General features: G+C 67.0%; 14 protein-coding genes. 7 read left to right on the top strand and 7 right to left on the bottom strand.

Annotation, left to right across the window (positions count from 1 at the left end):
- Nucleotides 1-16: 16 nt before the first annotated feature.
- A complete protein-coding gene (locus FFS56_RS15980) occupies nt 17-1375 on the bottom strand; it encodes an extracellular solute-binding protein (RefSeq protein WP_046748542.1) in 1359 nt (452 codons plus the stop codon).
- Nucleotides 1376-1491: 116 nt separating this feature from the next.
- Between FFS56_RS15980 and FFS56_RS15975 the strand changes: the two genes are divergently transcribed.
- Entirely contained in the window at nt 1492-2538 is a 1047-nt protein-coding gene (locus FFS56_RS15975; protein WP_046748541.1) for a LacI family DNA-binding transcriptional regulator, read from the top strand.
- A complete protein-coding gene (gene uxaC / locus FFS56_RS15970; protein WP_046748540.1) occupies nt 2535-3962 on the top strand; it encodes a glucuronate isomerase in 1428 nt (475 codons plus the stop codon). Before FFS56_RS15975 ends, uxaC begins: the two co-directional genes overlap by 4 nt.
- On the opposite strand, the gene FFS56_RS15965 is transcribed toward uxaC, so the two are convergent.
- Nucleotides 3957-4667 (bottom strand): WYL domain-containing protein, encoded by a 711-nt coding sequence (locus FFS56_RS15965; protein ID WP_208644282.1) that lies wholly within the window; start codon nt 4665-4667, stop codon nt 3957-3959. The two genes, uxaC and FFS56_RS15965, sit on opposite strands and share 6 nt — an antisense overlap.
- A 61-nt stretch (nt 4668-4728) precedes the next feature.
- Here FFS56_RS15965 and FFS56_RS15960 point away from each other — a divergent pair, with 61 nt between their 5' ends.
- A complete protein-coding gene (locus FFS56_RS15960; RefSeq protein ID WP_127012836.1) occupies nt 4729-5865 on the top strand; it encodes an epoxide hydrolase family protein in 1137 nt (378 codons plus the stop codon).
- Between the two features lie 25 nt (nt 5866-5890).
- Here FFS56_RS15960 and FFS56_RS15955 read toward each other — a convergent pair whose 3' ends face one another.
- Nucleotides 5891-6505, bottom strand: a complete 615-nt coding sequence (locus FFS56_RS15955) for a class I SAM-dependent methyltransferase (RefSeq protein ID WP_046748538.1) — start codon at nt 6503-6505, stop codon at nt 5891-5893.
- 86 nt (nt 6506-6591) lie between these two features.
- Between FFS56_RS15955 and FFS56_RS15950 the strand changes: the two genes are divergently transcribed.
- The 3 genes from FFS56_RS15950 (at nt 6592) to FFS56_RS20695 (ending at nt 10118) form a co-directional block, all read left to right on the top strand.
- Entirely contained in the window at nt 6592-7128 is a 537-nt protein-coding gene (locus FFS56_RS15950) for a Chromate resistance protein ChrB (RefSeq protein ID WP_231589713.1), read from the top strand.
- Nucleotides 7125-8324 carry an MFS transporter gene (locus tag FFS56_RS15945; protein ID WP_127012837.1) on the top strand — a complete coding sequence of 400 codons (1200 nt, stop codon included), beginning with the start codon at nt 7125-7127 and terminating at the stop codon, nt 8322-8324. The genes FFS56_RS15950 and FFS56_RS15945 overlap by 4 nt, the downstream gene beginning before the upstream one ends.
- Before the next feature lie 66 nt (nt 8325-8390).
- Entirely contained in the window at nt 8391-10118 is a 1728-nt protein-coding gene (locus tag FFS56_RS20695; RefSeq protein ID WP_212742674.1) for an RNA polymerase sigma factor, read from the top strand.
- 62 nt (nt 10119-10180) lie between these two features.
- On the opposite strand, the gene FFS56_RS15935 is transcribed toward FFS56_RS20695, so the two are convergent.
- Together FFS56_RS15935 and FFS56_RS15930 are read right to left on the bottom strand one after the other, a co-directional pair.
- Nucleotides 10181-10480: a DUF1330 domain-containing protein gene (locus tag FFS56_RS15935; RefSeq protein WP_046748534.1), complete on the bottom strand. Its 300-nt coding sequence runs from the start codon at nt 10478-10480 to the stop codon at nt 10181-10183.
- A 182-nt stretch (nt 10481-10662) separates the two neighbouring features.
- Nucleotides 10663-11121: a VanZ family protein gene (locus tag FFS56_RS15930; RefSeq protein WP_127012840.1), complete on the bottom strand. Its 459-nt coding sequence runs from the start codon at nt 11119-11121 to the stop codon at nt 10663-10665.
- Between the two features lie 421 nt (nt 11122-11542).
- Here FFS56_RS15930 and FFS56_RS15925 point away from each other — a divergent pair, with 421 nt between their 5' ends.
- A complete protein-coding gene (locus tag FFS56_RS15925) occupies nt 11543-12301 on the top strand; it encodes a hypothetical protein (protein WP_127012841.1) in 759 nt (252 codons plus the stop codon).
- A gap of 39 nt (nt 12302-12340) precedes the next feature.
- Here FFS56_RS15925 and FFS56_RS15920 read toward each other — a convergent pair whose 3' ends face one another.
- Nucleotides 12341-13279, bottom strand: a complete 939-nt coding sequence (locus FFS56_RS15920) for a hypothetical protein (protein WP_127012842.1) — start codon at nt 13277-13279, stop codon at nt 12341-12343.
- A 90-nt stretch (nt 13280-13369) separates the two neighbouring features.
- Nucleotides 13370-14467, bottom strand: coding sequence for a DNA cytosine methyltransferase (locus FFS56_RS15915; RefSeq protein WP_233437347.1), 1098 nt, complete (start codon nt 14465-14467; stop codon nt 13370-13372).
- Nucleotides 14468-14502: the final 35 nt, after the last annotated feature.

Here is a 14502-nt window from a genome sequence, read left to right as displayed (position 1 = left end):
GCGTGTCCTCGCGTCGCTACTTGGACTTGTCGAGCGCCGACTGCGCGCTCGCCTGAGCCTCGGCGATCGATGCGGCGATCGCGCTCTGGCTGAGCGATCCCCCCTGCAGGGCGGGCAGCGATTGGACGACCACGTTGGTCAGGGCGAGCTGCGTGTCCCCCCAGGCGCCCGTGAACGGGGTGGCCACCGACTGCGAGGCGGCCTGCACGTTGGCGCTCAGATCGGGGTTGTCCTTCTCGACCTGTGCCGCCGCCTCCACGCCCGTCGGCAGTTCGCCGAACGTGTCGAAGTAGTCGAGCTGCGACTCGGTGCTGGTCAGCATCTCGATGAACGCGAATGCGAGGTCCTGGTTCGGCGAATACTGCGCGACGACGAGGTTGTCACCGGAGAGGATGCTCGCCGCTTCCTCTCCGCCCTTCGGGAGTTCGGTCTCCCCCGGCGGGATGGTCGGCAGGAGCGCGTAGGCGTAGGAGTCGGCGACAGGTGAGCCAGCGAACGTGGGCTTGGAGTTGGCGGAGGTCATCGGCAGGAAGCCGGCCTTCCCTTCGGCGAAGGCGGCGACGGCCTGCGCGTTCTTCCACCCGACCGATGCCGGGTCGACGAGTCCGTCCTGGTACCAGCCGAAGTAGGTGTCGTAGGCGGCGGCCACGGCCGGGTCGTCGATCTCCGCCTTCTTGGCGTCGACGTCGATCAGCGGGTTGCCCGCCTGCACACTCATACCCCAGACGAACTTCCAGGGGTCGAAGCTGTCGGCGTAGCCGATCGCGAGGCCGTGCACATCCCCGGATTCGATCTTCGCGGCCGCAGCCGTCAGCTCGTCCCACGTCGTGGGCGGCTCCTCGATGCCGGCAGCCGCCAGCAGCTCGGTGTTGTAGGCCATCACGAACGGTCGGCTCACGAACGGGATAGCGATCTCATCCTTCTCGCTCGGGCCGGAGATTCCCAAGGTCGACGGCACGAAGCGGTCGCGGCCGCCGACCTTGTCCCAGTCGGCATCCGTGAGCTTCACGAAGGCGCCCGTCGCGTAGGCGGTCGGTGTGAAGGTGGTGCCGAGACCGTAGACGTCGGGGCCCTGTCCGGAGAGCACGGAGGTCTGGATCTTCGTGAGCTCGTCGTTGGCGCTGGCGAAGGTCTCGAACTCGACGGTGGCTCCGGTCTTCTCCTCGAACGCATCGGAGACCTTCCCGAACCATTCCTTCTGCTGCTCGGGGTAGAGGCCGTTCGCGGCCATCATCACGGTGAGCGTCTGGCCTGTCCCATCGACAGCGCCACCGGTGCCGCCGTCATCCGTACCAGCGCCGGATCCCGAGCATGCGGTCAACGCGATCGCTGCTGCGGTCATCGCCCCGAGGGCGATCAGGGGTCGAGACTTCATTGAACTCTCCTTCGAGACAGTGAGTGGACGTGACTGCGTCTCCGCCAAGGTAGGCAAGCGTGGCAATTGTTAGCAATCCATTGCCAGTAATTGCCATCCTGTGATTCTGTTGCCCCATGTCGTCCCTCACACCGCCTCCGCACCGGCCGACCCTCGCAGACGTGGCCGATGCCGCCGGCGTCGCGATCTCCACGGCCTCGCGCGCACTCGCCGTCCCCGGTCGCGGGAACCCCGACACCCGCGAGCGCATCATCCGCATCGCGAAGGACCTCGGTTACACCCCCGTCACCGCGTCGAACGCCTCGGCGACACCATCGACCCGCATGGTCGCCGTCCTCGTGTCGGACGTCACGAACCCGTTCTACTTCGGCATCATCCGGGGCACGCAGCAGGCTCTTCGCGTCGCCGGATACTCGCAGATCCTCGTGCATACCGAGGAGTCGCCCGAGATGGAGGAGAGCACGCTCGAAGAGCTGCGCAGCTCGTACGACGGTGCGATCCTGACCGCCTCCCGCCTGTCCGATGAGCGGCTGGCTGAGCTCAGTGCCGAGCTCCCGCTCGTCGCGTTGAACCGGGCGGTGCCGGGAGTGCCGTCGGTGTTCATCGACACACCGCTCGGCTTCGACCAGGCCGTCGAGCACCTCGCCTCGCTGGGCCATCGACGCATCTGCTACGTGGCGGGCCCTCCGACGAGCTGGGCGAGCAACCTGCGCTGGCGGGCCGTGGCGGCCGCGTGCGAGCGGCTCGGCATCGAGTACACGAAGGTGGGGCCGTACCAGCCGCGCACCAAAGCGGGCGCCGCCGCGGCGGATGCGGCACTCAACACCGGAGCAACCGCGTGCGTGGCGTTCAACGACCTCCTCGCGATCGGCATGCTCATCCGGCTCAAGGAACGAGGCGTGCGTGTTCCGGAGGACATGAGCATCGTCGGCTGCGACGACATCTTCGGCGCCGACTTCTGCAACCCGCCGCTGACCACCCTCACCGCTCCGGTCGAACAGGCCGCACGGCTGTCGGTATCGATGCTGCTCGATCGATTGCAGAGCGAGCGCATCGGCGCGAGCGCACTCACCCGCCGCCACATCGCCGCGCTGCCGACCCATCTGACCGTGCGGGAGTCGACCGGCTCCGCACCGCGCCGTACCCCTGGAGGAGAATCATGAGCAGAGAACTCAGCCCGCACGTCGACCGACTCCTCCCCGCCGACCCCGGCGTGCGAGAGCTCGCCAGGAGGCTGTACGACACCGTCGCTGCCGCGCCGATCCTCTCCCCGCACGGCCATGTCGATGCTGCATTGCTCGCCGACGACAAGCCCTTCCCAGACCCTGCGACACTGCTGATCACGCCCGACCACTACGTGCTGCGTCTGCTCCACGCAGTCGGCGTGCCCCTCGACGCGCTGGGCCGGGGAGCCGCGCCCGCTGATCCGCAAGAAGTGTGGCGGGCGTTCTGCGCGAACTGGGATGTGTTCCTCGGAACCCCGGTGCGCTACTGGTTCGAGACCTCGCTGGCCGAGGTGTTCGGGGTGACGGAGCAGCCGAGTGCGGGCAACGCCGACGAGCTCTACGCACACATCGACGCGCAGCTGCACACCGCCGCGTTCCATCCGCGGGCGTTGTTCGATCGCTTCCGCATCGAAGTGCTCGCGACGACCGACGATCCCGCAGACGATCTCGCAGCTCACGCACGATTGCGCGACGATCCTTCCTTCCACGGGCATGTGCTCCCGACGTTCCGCGCCGACCGCTACATGGATCCGTCGTCCGCAGGGTGGGCGAGCGCGATCGCGGATCTGTCGGAGGCGGCGGGTGCGGATGCCGGGAGCTACGCCGGGCTGCTCGAGGCTCTGCGCCGCCGCCGCGCCGCGTTCCGGGCAGCGGGCGGCACAGCGACCGACACCGGGGTGCTCGATGCCGGATCGCAGCCGCTCACGAGTGCCGATGCGGAGCGCATCCATGCCGCGGGGCTCCGGAGCGAAGTCACGGCGGAAGACGCGACGGCGTACCGCCGCAACATGCTCTACCGACTGGCGGAGATGTCGTCCGACGACGGGCTGGTGATGCAACTACATCCCGGCGTCATCCGCAACCACCACCGCGACACACTCGCACGGTTCGGCTCGGACAGCGGACACGACCTTCCGGACGTCGCCGCCTTCACGCGGCCGCTCACCCCGATCCTCAACGACTTCGGCACGAACGAGACGTTCCGGATGGTGCTGTTCACGGTCGACGAGACAGCGTTCAGCCGTGAGATCGGACCACTCGCGGGCTTCTATCCGTCCGTCTACGCCGGTGCGCCGTGGTGGTTCCTCGACACCCCCGACGCGATCGCCCGCTACCGGCGGTCGGTGACGGACAGTGCCGGGTTCACGAAGACGAGCGGGTTCGTCGACGACACCAGGGCTTTCTGCTCGATCCCCGCCCGGCACGACATGTCACGACGACTCGACGCCGGCTACCTGGCGGCACTCGTCTCCGAGCACCGGCTCACCGAAGAACAGGCCTTCGCATTGGCGCACCGTTTCGTGGACGACATCCCGAGGACGACGTTCCGCCTGCCCGGGGGTACCGCCTCAGCTTCATGAGGTGGACGCCTTCGTCACCCTGCGGACGACGTACTCGACGACGTCGCCCTCCGGGATCGCGCGGGGCCGGAAGCGCACACCGGTCGACGCCCGTGGAACCATGCGATCGACGCGGAAGATGCGCCAGTCGTCTCGATCGAGATCCCACGCGAGCAGGTACCAGACCGACCCCCAGCTCACCAGGCGCTGCGGTTCGGTGTGCCGCTTCTCTTCGTCTCCGCCGGGTTTCGTGTAGCCGAAGCGAAGCCGTTCATGGGCACGGACGGCCGCGGCGACCGTGCTGAGCGCCGCGAGGTCGAGCGGGGGTTCGGCCCCAGGAACCACACTCGTCGCCTCACGGATCGCGTCGACGCGACGGCGCAGTCGCGAGGGCATGACCTGCTCGAGTTTCGCGAGGGCGGTGAGCGAGGTCTCTTCGACGCCGAGCCGCCAGGTGGCGGCCACCCCCAGCCCGACGGCGACCGCGACCGCCTCGTCGTCGTCGAGCAGCAACGGAGGCATCGCGGTTCCGGCGGCCAGGCGGTATCCGCCCGCGACGCCGGGGCGCGCATCCACCGGATAACCGAGCGAGCGGAGCTTGCCGATGTCGGCGCGCACGGTCCTCGTGCTCACACCCAGTCGGTCGGCGAGTGCGGAACTCGTCCAGTCGCGTCTGAGCTGAAGCAATGACAGCAGTTCCAGCAGACGGGCCGAGGTCTCGAGCATGTCTGATCCTCTCAGCAAATGCGGAAGCTGGTCTTCCGCATTGCCTGAGAGCGTCAACAGCATGACACAGAACACCTCCCTCAGCCCTTTCCGCATCGACATCCCGCAGGATGCCATCGATGACCTGCACGATCGTCTGACCCGCACGCGCTGGCCGCTCCCCGTTCCCGGACGTGACGATCGCACCGACTTCAGCCGGGGGATCCCGCTTCCCTACCTGCAGGAGCTCGCGGATCACTGGCGCGATGGATTCGACTGGCGGGCGCAGGAGAGGGCCCTCAACGCGCATGAGCAGTTCACGACCGTCGTCGACGGTCAGACGTTCCATGTGCTCCATGTGCGCTCGGCGAACCCGGCAGCCACGCCTCTGCTTCTCAGCGACAGCTGGCCGGCGTCGTTCATCGAGTACCAGCGACTGATCCCGCTGCTGACGGACGACTTCCACGTGGTCATCCCGTCCCTGCCCGGACTGGGGTTCTCGAACCCGCTCTCCGGCACCGGGTGGGATCTGGCTCGAACCGCCGACGCCTACACCGAGATCATGACGCGCTTCGGCTACGACCAGTTCGCGGCGCACGGCACGGACGTCGGCACCGGCATCATCGGCAGACTGGCCGCGCTGCACCCGGAGCACGTCATCGGCACGCACTTCGCCAGCGACCGCGTGTGGCTCGGACTGGTCGGCACCATGTTCCCCGCCCCCGATGGTCTGTCCGAGGAAGAGCTCGCCCAGCTCGAGGCCGCACATGCTGCGAGCGCTGCGGAACGCGGCTACGTCGGCATGCACAACCATCGACCCGACACGGTCGGACCGGCCCTCACCGACTCGCCCGTCGGCCAGCTCGCGTGGATCGTGGAGAAGTTCAAGCGCAGGATCGACGGCGGGTACGGGGCGCCGGACGTCGACCGCGACCAGCTCCTGACGAACGTGAGTCTCTACTGGTTCACCCGCAGCGGTGCTTCAGTCGCGCAGTTCTTCTACGAGTCGGAGCACGCCCAGCTGGACTTCGTCATGCCCTCCGGGGTGCGCGCCGGCTGGGCCGTCTTCGACGCGCATCCCCTGATCCGGCGCACGATGGATCCCGCCGGTGCGATCGACCACTGGAGCGAGTTCGCCGCGGGCGGGCACTTCCCGGCGATGGAGGAGCCGGAGCTGCTGGCCGACGACATCCGCAGGTTCTTCCGCGGTCTCGCCTGATCCGCTCAGGCACCGTGCGCATCGATCAGATCGCGACCGCGCTGATCGATGCGTGCGGGCGCCTTCTCTCCTGCACCCTGGTCTCGCTGTCGAGCACCGAGAAGCCGGCGCGCTCGAGCTGGTTCGACATACCCTGCACCGACCAGTAGTGCGCCGTCGTGACGGCGTGCGGGAAAGGCTGCCCGTCCGCCCCGTCGAAGAAGCCGACCAGCAGATGTCCGCCCTCACGGGTCCCGCGGCGAGCGGCCTCGAGCAGATTCGGAAGCCCATCCGGAGTCGCGTGGATCAGCGAGTACCAAGCCAGCACGCCGCCCAAGGAACCGGGCGGGATGTCGGTATCGGCCAGAGACGCCGTCCGATACGAGATGTGGGGGAATCGCGCCGAGGCGCCGGCGATGAAGTCCGGCACCAGGTCGATGCCCTCGGCATCGGCACCGCGCTCGACGAGGAACGCCGTCCAGTGTCCAGGACCACACCCCACGTCGAGGATGCGTCCGTCGACGCCGTCCGCCCAGCGACCGATGCGCTCCCGGTCGACGTCATCCATCTGCGCGATGTCGCCGAACAACTCCGTGTACTCGACCGCACGCGCCGCATACCCGTCGCGCACGCGCGCATCCTCCGTCTCCTGCTGAGCCATGGCCCTCCCCGCTCTCGCGATGATCGGACTCCACGCTATCGAGGTCTCGCCCACAGATGGATGTAACACCTGTTACAGTTTCGAGTGTGACGAAATCGGATGGCTGGCTCGTGCTCCTGGTGCAGGTACCCGCATCACCCTCGCGGCATCGCGTCGCGGTCTGGCGCGAGCTGCGTCAGTTCGGTGCGGTACCCGCAGGGCAGGGCACCTGGGTCACGCCAGATGTGCCTGCGTGCGTCGAGGGGGTCGACCGGGCGCGCGCGCTCGCACAGCGCGGCAACGGCGACATCCTCGTGCTTCGCACCCAGGCCGACGGCGGTGACACCGCCGCACTTCGGAAGCTCTTCGACGCCGCGAGAGCAGACGACTGGGCGGAGTTCGTCGCCGACTGCGCGAAGTACCGCGCCGAGATCGCGCGTGAGATCGAGAAGAAGAAGTTCACGCTGGCCGAGCTCGAAGAGGAGGAGCAGAGCCTCGACCGACTGCAGCGCTGGCACCGCACGATCCGCGCCCGCGACGTGTTCGACTCCGCCTCGTCCAAGGACGCCGACCGCGAGTTGGCCGCGTGCGTTCAGGATCTCGCCCGGTTCGCCGACCTCGTCTACCAGGCCGTCCACACGTGAGCCTGCCGACCGCGATCGGACCGGCGACCCGCCAGGTCGCACCGCTGTATGCAGCCGGCTTCGTGACGGCGTTCGGCGCCCACAGCATCGCCGCAGGCATCGGGGCGACCGGCGGGGACATCGGTCTCGACCTCCTGCGTCTGGGAGCGCTTCTGGCGATCTACGACCTCGCCGAGGTGTTCCTCAAACCCGTCTTCGGCTCGCTGTCCGACCGGATCGGCGCCAAGCCGGTGATCGTGTTCGGGCTTCTGGCCTTCGGCGTCGCATCGCTCGTCGGGGTGTGGTCGTCGAGCACGGCAGCCCTCGCGATCGCACGGCTCGGGCAGGGCGCCGCAGCCTCGGCGTTCTCGCCCGCTTCCTCGGCGACGGTCGCACGGCTCGCGGCCCCGGGCGCGAAGGGGCGATACTTCGGCAGATACGGATCCTGGAAGGGCCTCGGCTACACACTGGGTCCTCTCCTCGGCGCCGCACTGATCTTCCTGGGCGGCTTCCCCCTCCTCTTCACGTGCCTAAGCGCGCTCGCCGTCCTCACCGCGATCTGGGTGGCGATCTCCCTGCCCCGACTCGAGCCGCTACCTCGACCCCGGTACACGGTCGCCGACCTGGTCCGTCAGACGACGGAGCGGGGCTTCCTCATCCCGACGCTCGTGCTCGCCGCGTCCACCGGCGCGCTCGGTGCGGCGATCGGCTTCCTCCCCGCTCTCGCCAGCAGTGAAGGTGCTCCCCTCTTCGCGAGCATCGCGATCGCCTCGGTTCTGGCGCTGAGCTCGGCACTCACCCAGCCCTGGGCGGGCAGGCTCCGCGACAGCGGCCGCCTGAGCGATCGGACCGCGATGACACTCGGCCTCGCGGTGATCACGGCCGGCATCCTGGTCGCCGCGTTCGTCTCCGTGCTCCCGTGTCTCTACGTCGCCGCCGCCCTGCTCGGCATCGGGATCGGCGTCTCGACGCCTTTCGCCTTCGCGCATCTCGCCGAGACGACACCACCCGAACGGATGGGGCGCACGATGGGCACGGCCGAACTCGGCCGCGAGCTCGGCGATGCCGGTGGGCCGCTGCTGATCGGAGCCGTCGCGGTGGCGGCGACGCTTCCCTGGGGTCTCGCGGCACTCGCGGTCGTGGTCGCCGCTTCGGGAGCGACCACCCGGGTCCTGCCGCGATCACCGGGAGGAGAGCGGGCGGAGAGCGACACCTGATGCACTTTCGTCGCCGACGCAGGCCGCCCGATGGAACCGGATCTCCGTGCCGAACGAATACCTAGTGTGAGCAACGACAACGACATCATCCGCGAATCGCTCGAGGCCGCGGAACGGTTCTCCGAGATCTTCGAGCGACATATCGGCGCCGTCTCGGCCTACGTCGCCCGCCGCGTCGGACCGGCTGCGAGCGATGACATCGTGAGCGAGACGTTCCTGATCGCGTTCCGCAAGCGGAGGCGCTACGACTTGACGCGGAGTTCCGCGCTGCCCTGGCTGATGGGCATCGCGACGAATGTCCTCGGACAGCACCGAAGGGACCAGGCGCAACACTGGCGCGCGCTGCAGGCGTCCGTCGGTCAGCACGACCAGGTGGCTGCCGACGATCACGACCGCTCCTCCTCGCAGCTCGATGCAGCAGGCGAGATCGAGCGCCTCTACCCCCGCATCGCCGCGCTGACGGCCCGTGACCGCGAGGTGCTCTTCCTGCACGCCGCGGCGATCTCACATACGAGCAGATCGCCGCGGCGCTCGCGATCCCGGTCGGTACCGTGCGTTCACGCCTCAGCCGCATCAGGGCGAAGCTCGCCGCTCCTCCGCCGCCGGCGGCTCCACCCCACCGGCCGCGCGCGGCGACCACCCACATCCGACTTGCCGAGAAAGAGACCATCCATGGACATCCTTGACACCGTGCGGGAGATGAAGCCCACCTACCCCACATCGCCGCAGGCACCTCGCCGCGCCCTCCACCAGGCGATCGCGCAGTCGCGACGTCGCCGCCCACTCGGACGGATCATCGGGATCTCCCTCGCGGGCACGGCGGTCGCCGCGGTCGCCGTCGCCGCCTCCGTACTCATCCCGCCGGGAGTCGTCGGCCAACCGCCGGCCGCCTCGGCATCGACCTATCTCAACGAGACCGCGGCCTCCATCCGATCGGCTGCCGCGCAGCCGGTCCAGGTGACCATGGCGACCAGACACCTGCGCCTCGTCGGTGGTCGGAATGAGCAGTCCCCTCCGTTCGGCAGCTTCAGGACGGATGCCACGGGTGCCGTCGTCACCGAATCGGCTGTGACGTATCTCCATGCGGCGGACGGAAGCTCGTCACAGACGTCGCACACCGAGTTGCACGCCACCGAGACCTACGGCGACGCCACGGCCGTCCACCGCGTCTGGACTTCGTACTACGGGTCATCCTTCCCCATCGGCGCGGAGCCCCTCACGGTGCGCGATGTCGACGTCGACGCCCCTCCCATCGGGGAACTCCCGGTGTCGACCACCGACTTCCCGTCGGACCCCGCGGCCTTCCTCGCCGCATGGACGACCGGCATGGAGGATCAACTGATCGCTGCCAAAGCAGAAGCGGCGAGGATGCCCATGGACGGCGAACCGGAGTCGAACGGACTGTACGCGAGCATCGAGGAACGGCTCGACATCCCCGCCGCGGAGCATATGCTCAACGAACTCGGACATTCAGTGCCCATCCTCTCCGCCTCCCCGGAGTATCGCGCGACGTTCCTGGAGGCACTCGCCCTGGCAGACGGGATGGCAGTTGAGAACGACGCCTCCGCCGACAAGATCCTGGTGTACGAGACCGACGACGCCCGCTTCCGCCTGACGGTCAATCCCCCGACCGGCTCCATCCTCCGGATCGAGAAGTTCCTGCTCCGGGTTCCCCCCGGTCCCGGGAACGTGTCCATCGAAGACACCACTCCCGTCGAGGTCGGCTCCGCATCCTTCCTCCCGAAGGAGATTCCGGATTTCGCGGTGACCTTCACGACGGAACCGGTGGGCTGAGCCCGGCGCTCCGCAGTGCGCCTCCGCATCCTCTCGGGTGCGGAGGCGCACTGTCGCCGGGCTCAGTCCGCCGCCGGCACCGCCGCGATCACCCGGATCTCCCTCGTCGCGGCATCACCGAGGATGCGCAGCGCCTCCTGATAGGCCTCGGAATGGTACGCCGCCACCGCAGCCTCGAGATCCGGGAACTCGATGATCGTCGTGCGCAACGCCGACTCGCCTTCCAGCACTGCGAGAGGCGCACCCCGCGCGAGGAACCTTCCGCCCCCGGCCCGCATCGCGGGACCTGCGCGCTCGACGTACCGCGCAAGCGTTTCGTGATCTCGAATGCTCGTGAACGTGTTCACCCAATAGACAGTCACCGTGATGCTCTCCCGTCCATCTCGGAGAGTCCATCCTGAGCGACCGGCGTATGTCCGACCAGGCCGAGAACCGCCGACGATCGACTCGATCCTGCCGATTCCGCTCGAACGCGGGCTCGGCGCCGACTCGGTGTTCGTGCGGGCCAGGACCGGGCCGACCGCTACCGGAGCAGCATCAACGACTACTTCCCGTCGCCAGCGCGAGATCGGCGGATCGGCCGGAGAACTGTTCGGACGATCCCCACCACGACTGCTCCCACGACGCCGCCCACCGTGTTCCAGACGATGTCCTGCACGTCGGGAACGCGACCGGGTATCGAGGCCTGTACGTGTTCGATCGCGAACGATGCACCGAACACCAACACGGGCGCGAGTATCCAGAGGCGCCTGCTGAGCGCGAGCGCCACTGCGGTTCCGAGCGGCACGAAGAGCAGAGCATTGAGAGTGCTCTCCAGCTGGAGATAGCTCATCAGTTCGACCAGCGGCGCGGCGAAGACGTGGGCGAAGTCCATGAAGAGCGCGCGGGCAGGACCCGCGAATCGGCGCGGCGTCAGTGTGACGGCGACGACCGCCAGCGCCGCGAGACCCGCGACGAGCAGCCGGGGACCGGAGGATGCACGAGGGCGAGCAGAGGGGTTCATATGTCCACCCCACCGCATCCGATGTTGCGTGAGCGTATGCGTTTCGGTCGGCAACCTTCAGAGGTGGAACGCGATCAGCGCCGGAATCCCCGGGTCATGTAGGTTTCCGCTCGAGATGGCAGCCGTTACTCGGGAATCCACGGTAATTGGCAGTGGCTTCCGGTCGGGATTCCACATGAGATGGCGGATTCCTACACGCCGCTCTGTCCCTCTGGCTCCGCATCAGCACAGCTTCGGCGCCAGTAGTAGGGGGGCTCGGCCCGCAGCGGCGCCTCGTGGAGCTCCGTGCTGGAAACGTTGTCGGATGATTTATTTAGCGCGGCGAGTCAACGTCTACCGATGCGATCATGATCTGGTGGCGTCCATCAGCTTCCTTCATCACAACCAACGGGTTGTGGATCTAGAACGCCGAGGGGCGGAGATGACGAGCAACATGATCTACAGGATCCGCCGCTCCGGCACACTCGATTGGCCGATAAAGGTGCCCACCCCTGAAGGCCCGCACTTCGTCTACCACCAGGCTCGGCATCTCTTCCTCGGTCGATCCGGGCGAGGACCGCTACACGTCGCATGGGACACCAACCTTCTGCTCGACTATTTCGACCATGGGGCCGCCCTCTGGGACAACGAGTCCCTCGCGGAACGATGCCCGGGCGAGTACGGCGAAGAGCTTGAGGCCCTACAAGTGATCATCAGCTTATGGGTTGTCCGAGATATCAGATTCCACATCCTCGAAGGAACGATCGCCGATTCCCGAACCCCGCTGTCCGATGAACGACGCGCGAGACGGCGGCAGGCATGGCGAGAGTTCTGTGACGCACTCGCCCTGGTCGCCGACGACGAGAGTCTGCGGATCGACACGCTCCTGCTCCCGAGATCTGCACTGCAGAACGCCCTCGCCATGGTCCCCGCGGGGAACGACCGCCGCCTTGTTGCTGAAGCCGTTCAAAGCCGCCTCCATGTTTTCCTCACACGCGACAAGGGGGTGCTCGCGGCAAAGGAAGCGCTTCGCCCATTCGGCCTCCTGATCATGTCCCCAGGAGACCTACTCGAGGCGCTCGCGGCCGCCGGTGCTATCCACTGCCTGCTTGACCGACGGCACCTGTACTGGCCAATGCCTGATCAACAGCGAGTCTCTCACCTGATTCGCGCGCTCGATCCAACTGAGTTCAGAGCATGAACGGGACCCGACGCACCGAGCCGGACTGCACGCCAGGCTTTACTGACGCTCGAGGAAGCTTGACCCGTCCGTACCAAGAGGAAACGTCGGTGACACTTGCCGTTGCCCATACTCACGATGACCGACAGGCTGCCCGGTCGTGAAGTCCGTTGCCGTGACTCCGATCCGACGCTGATGAATCTTCCGCTGGTACTCGTCTACGTCCGTTCCCGCGTGCCCGCCAAGCGCCGCTGCGAAGGCACTTGCGAGCTCGAGGATCTGCAAGGTCACCGTGATCGCTACTTCCCGGCTATCCATAAATGGCGCCTCATCGTATGTGCCCACGACGTTCGGGAGAAACCACCCTCGAGTGTGGGTTGCGCCCGAACCCAGCGCCCAGTCCCAGTAGCCGACCGGCAGGTAGCGCTTGTACGCATCGGTGGTGTTGAAGCTGACGTTCTCGGTCTCTTCGCAGAAGGTGAGGTTCACTGTGAACTCAGCGCGACGTTGTCCGGCGAGGCGCACGAACCCATTGCTCTCGAGGTAGCCATGCATGGTGGTGATGTTCTCACGTGACTCACGAGCGTCACTGTCGCCGTGAACGCCGAACGCCTCCGCAGTACGAAGGTTGTCCTCGATCGACTCGAGCTGGTACGCGCTCATCCGCAACAAGGTGTGGGCTGGTGAGACCTTTGGGTCATGAATGTGGCAAAAGCGCAGGATCGCCTCGCCAGCCGATCGCGCGAGAACCATAGCGCTCACAGGGGCGCCGCCGGATTCGAAAAGCGTGATGACTCCACCGACGAGGTCAGCCACCGCGCGGATCGAGCGCTCCATATCGATCTTGCTCTGCAGTACCACTTCGGCGAGGAACTCAGCGCATTCATGCCCCTCCACGAACTCGCGGAGCGCCGTGCGCGGGGCACCCTCAACGAGATCGGCGCCAGCAGCCAGCGCGTCGGCGATCAGCGGGAGGGCATCGTCGAGCGTCGAACGCAAGAGCCGGGCGCACCACTCCGGTGATCCGACCTCCCGGCGTCCGGTACGCGCACCCTTGTCACTTTCAGTCCGCACTGCTGATGCCGTGAGTCAGAGAACGTCCGAGAGAAGGCGGCCGATCGCGGCACCAAGAGGAATCGGCACAGCGTTGCCGATCTGCCGTGCGATGTCCGTGCGCGAACCTACGAACCGATGCGCGGGGCCGAACCCTTGAAGCACGGCCGCTTCATAGTGAGTGATCGCCCGATCCTCCTCCGGGTGGATGTACCGCCCCTTCTCGGGCTTGAAGAACTCGGTGCGAATCGTCACCGCGGGACGGTCCCAGTGGAGACGACCCATGACATCCCCCGAGCCCGTCTTGTGCGTGGTCCAGCACGGTGCCATCAGATCCGGATACGGCTCCAGGTTGCGTCGGTTGCCACCGGCCGGGATCACGGCGAACCGCTTGAGCGAGAGATCTGTGTACCTACGGCTCCAGTGCAGATCGCGTACTGAGAATGCCCCTGCGTACTGCCTGCCCGCGAACTCGGTCCGACGGCGATCGAACAGTTCGTCACGGTCGGGAACGCGGGGCAGGCGACCGAGCGCGTCCTTCACGGTCACGTATGGCTTCAGTCCGTCGATCTCGGGAGCGGCCGAGTGCGTCGGCTCAGGGAAGCCCGGAAAGCCAAGATCTCTGCGGTAGCCGATGATCACCGTTCGTCGTCGAGACTGCGGAGCCCCGAAGTCCGCAGAGTTCAAGACTTCCGCCCGGAAGTCGTACTCAGCGAGCATTCCGCCCTCGGAGGTTGCTTCCTTGAACTGTCGGTACTGAGGCGACTTCTTGAACTCGGCGACGTTCTCGACCACGAAGTACTTCGGTCGTGCGCGCCGGATCGTCTGCGCGTACTCCTGCCAGAGCGAGTTGCGCTCGTCCTCTACGTCCTGTTTCCCAAGGCTGGAGAATCCCTGGCAGGGAGGGCCTCCGATGATCAAGTCCGCGCGCGGCACTTCCTCCTCGGCGAGCCATGTCTTGATGTCACCTGCGTAGACGATGCCTTCACCGTAGGTCGCCTCATACGAGGCCGCGGCTGCACGATCCACCTCCACTGCGCCGACGGTTCGGAATCGGTCCGAGGCCGCATGAAGCCCCGCCGTGAGTCCACCCGCCCCGGCGAACAGGTCCAGCACTCTGATCTCACGGGTCACTTCGTCATCGTAATCAGCCTTCAGCCCACCCGCCC

Origin of the sequence: Microbacterium sp. Beta, assembly GCF_005502545.1 — a bacterium.
In the GTDB taxonomy this organism is placed as follows: domain Bacteria; phylum Actinomycetota; class Actinomycetes; order Actinomycetales; family Microbacteriaceae; genus Microbacterium; species Microbacterium oxydans.
The sequence above is the reverse complement of the archived record's forward strand: the minus strand, read 5'-3'. Positions and strand labels throughout refer to the sequence as shown.

Excerpts from the sequence above, each read along its gene's own strand:
- uxaC (WP_046748540.1), top strand. The coding sequence starts at position 2,535 with ATGAGCAGAGAACTCAGCCCGCACGTCGACCGACTCCTCCCCGCCGAC.
- FFS56_RS15925 (WP_127012841.1), top strand. The coding sequence starts at position 11,543 with ATGACGAGCAACATGATCTACAGGATCCGCCGCTCCGGCACACTCGAT.
- FFS56_RS15955 (WP_046748538.1), bottom strand. The coding sequence starts at position 6,505 with ATGGCTCAGCAGGAGACGGAGGATGCGCGCGTGCGCGACGGGTATGCG.
- FFS56_RS15930 (WP_127012840.1), bottom strand. The coding sequence starts at position 11,121 with ATGAACCCCTCTGCTCGCCCTCGTGCATCCTCCGGTCCCCGGCTGCTC.
- FFS56_RS15975 (WP_046748541.1), top strand. The coding sequence starts at position 1,492 with ATGTCGTCCCTCACACCGCCTCCGCACCGGCCGACCCTCGCAGACGTG.
- FFS56_RS15965 (WP_208644282.1), bottom strand. The coding sequence starts at position 4,667 with ATGCTCGAGACCTCGGCCCGTCTGCTGGAACTGCTGTCATTGCTTCAG.
- FFS56_RS15980 (WP_046748542.1), bottom strand. The coding sequence starts at position 1,375 with ATGAAGTCTCGACCCCTGATCGCCCTCGGGGCGATGACCGCAGCAGCG.
- FFS56_RS15960 (WP_127012836.1), top strand. The coding sequence starts at position 4,729 with ATGACACAGAACACCTCCCTCAGCCCTTTCCGCATCGACATCCCGCAG.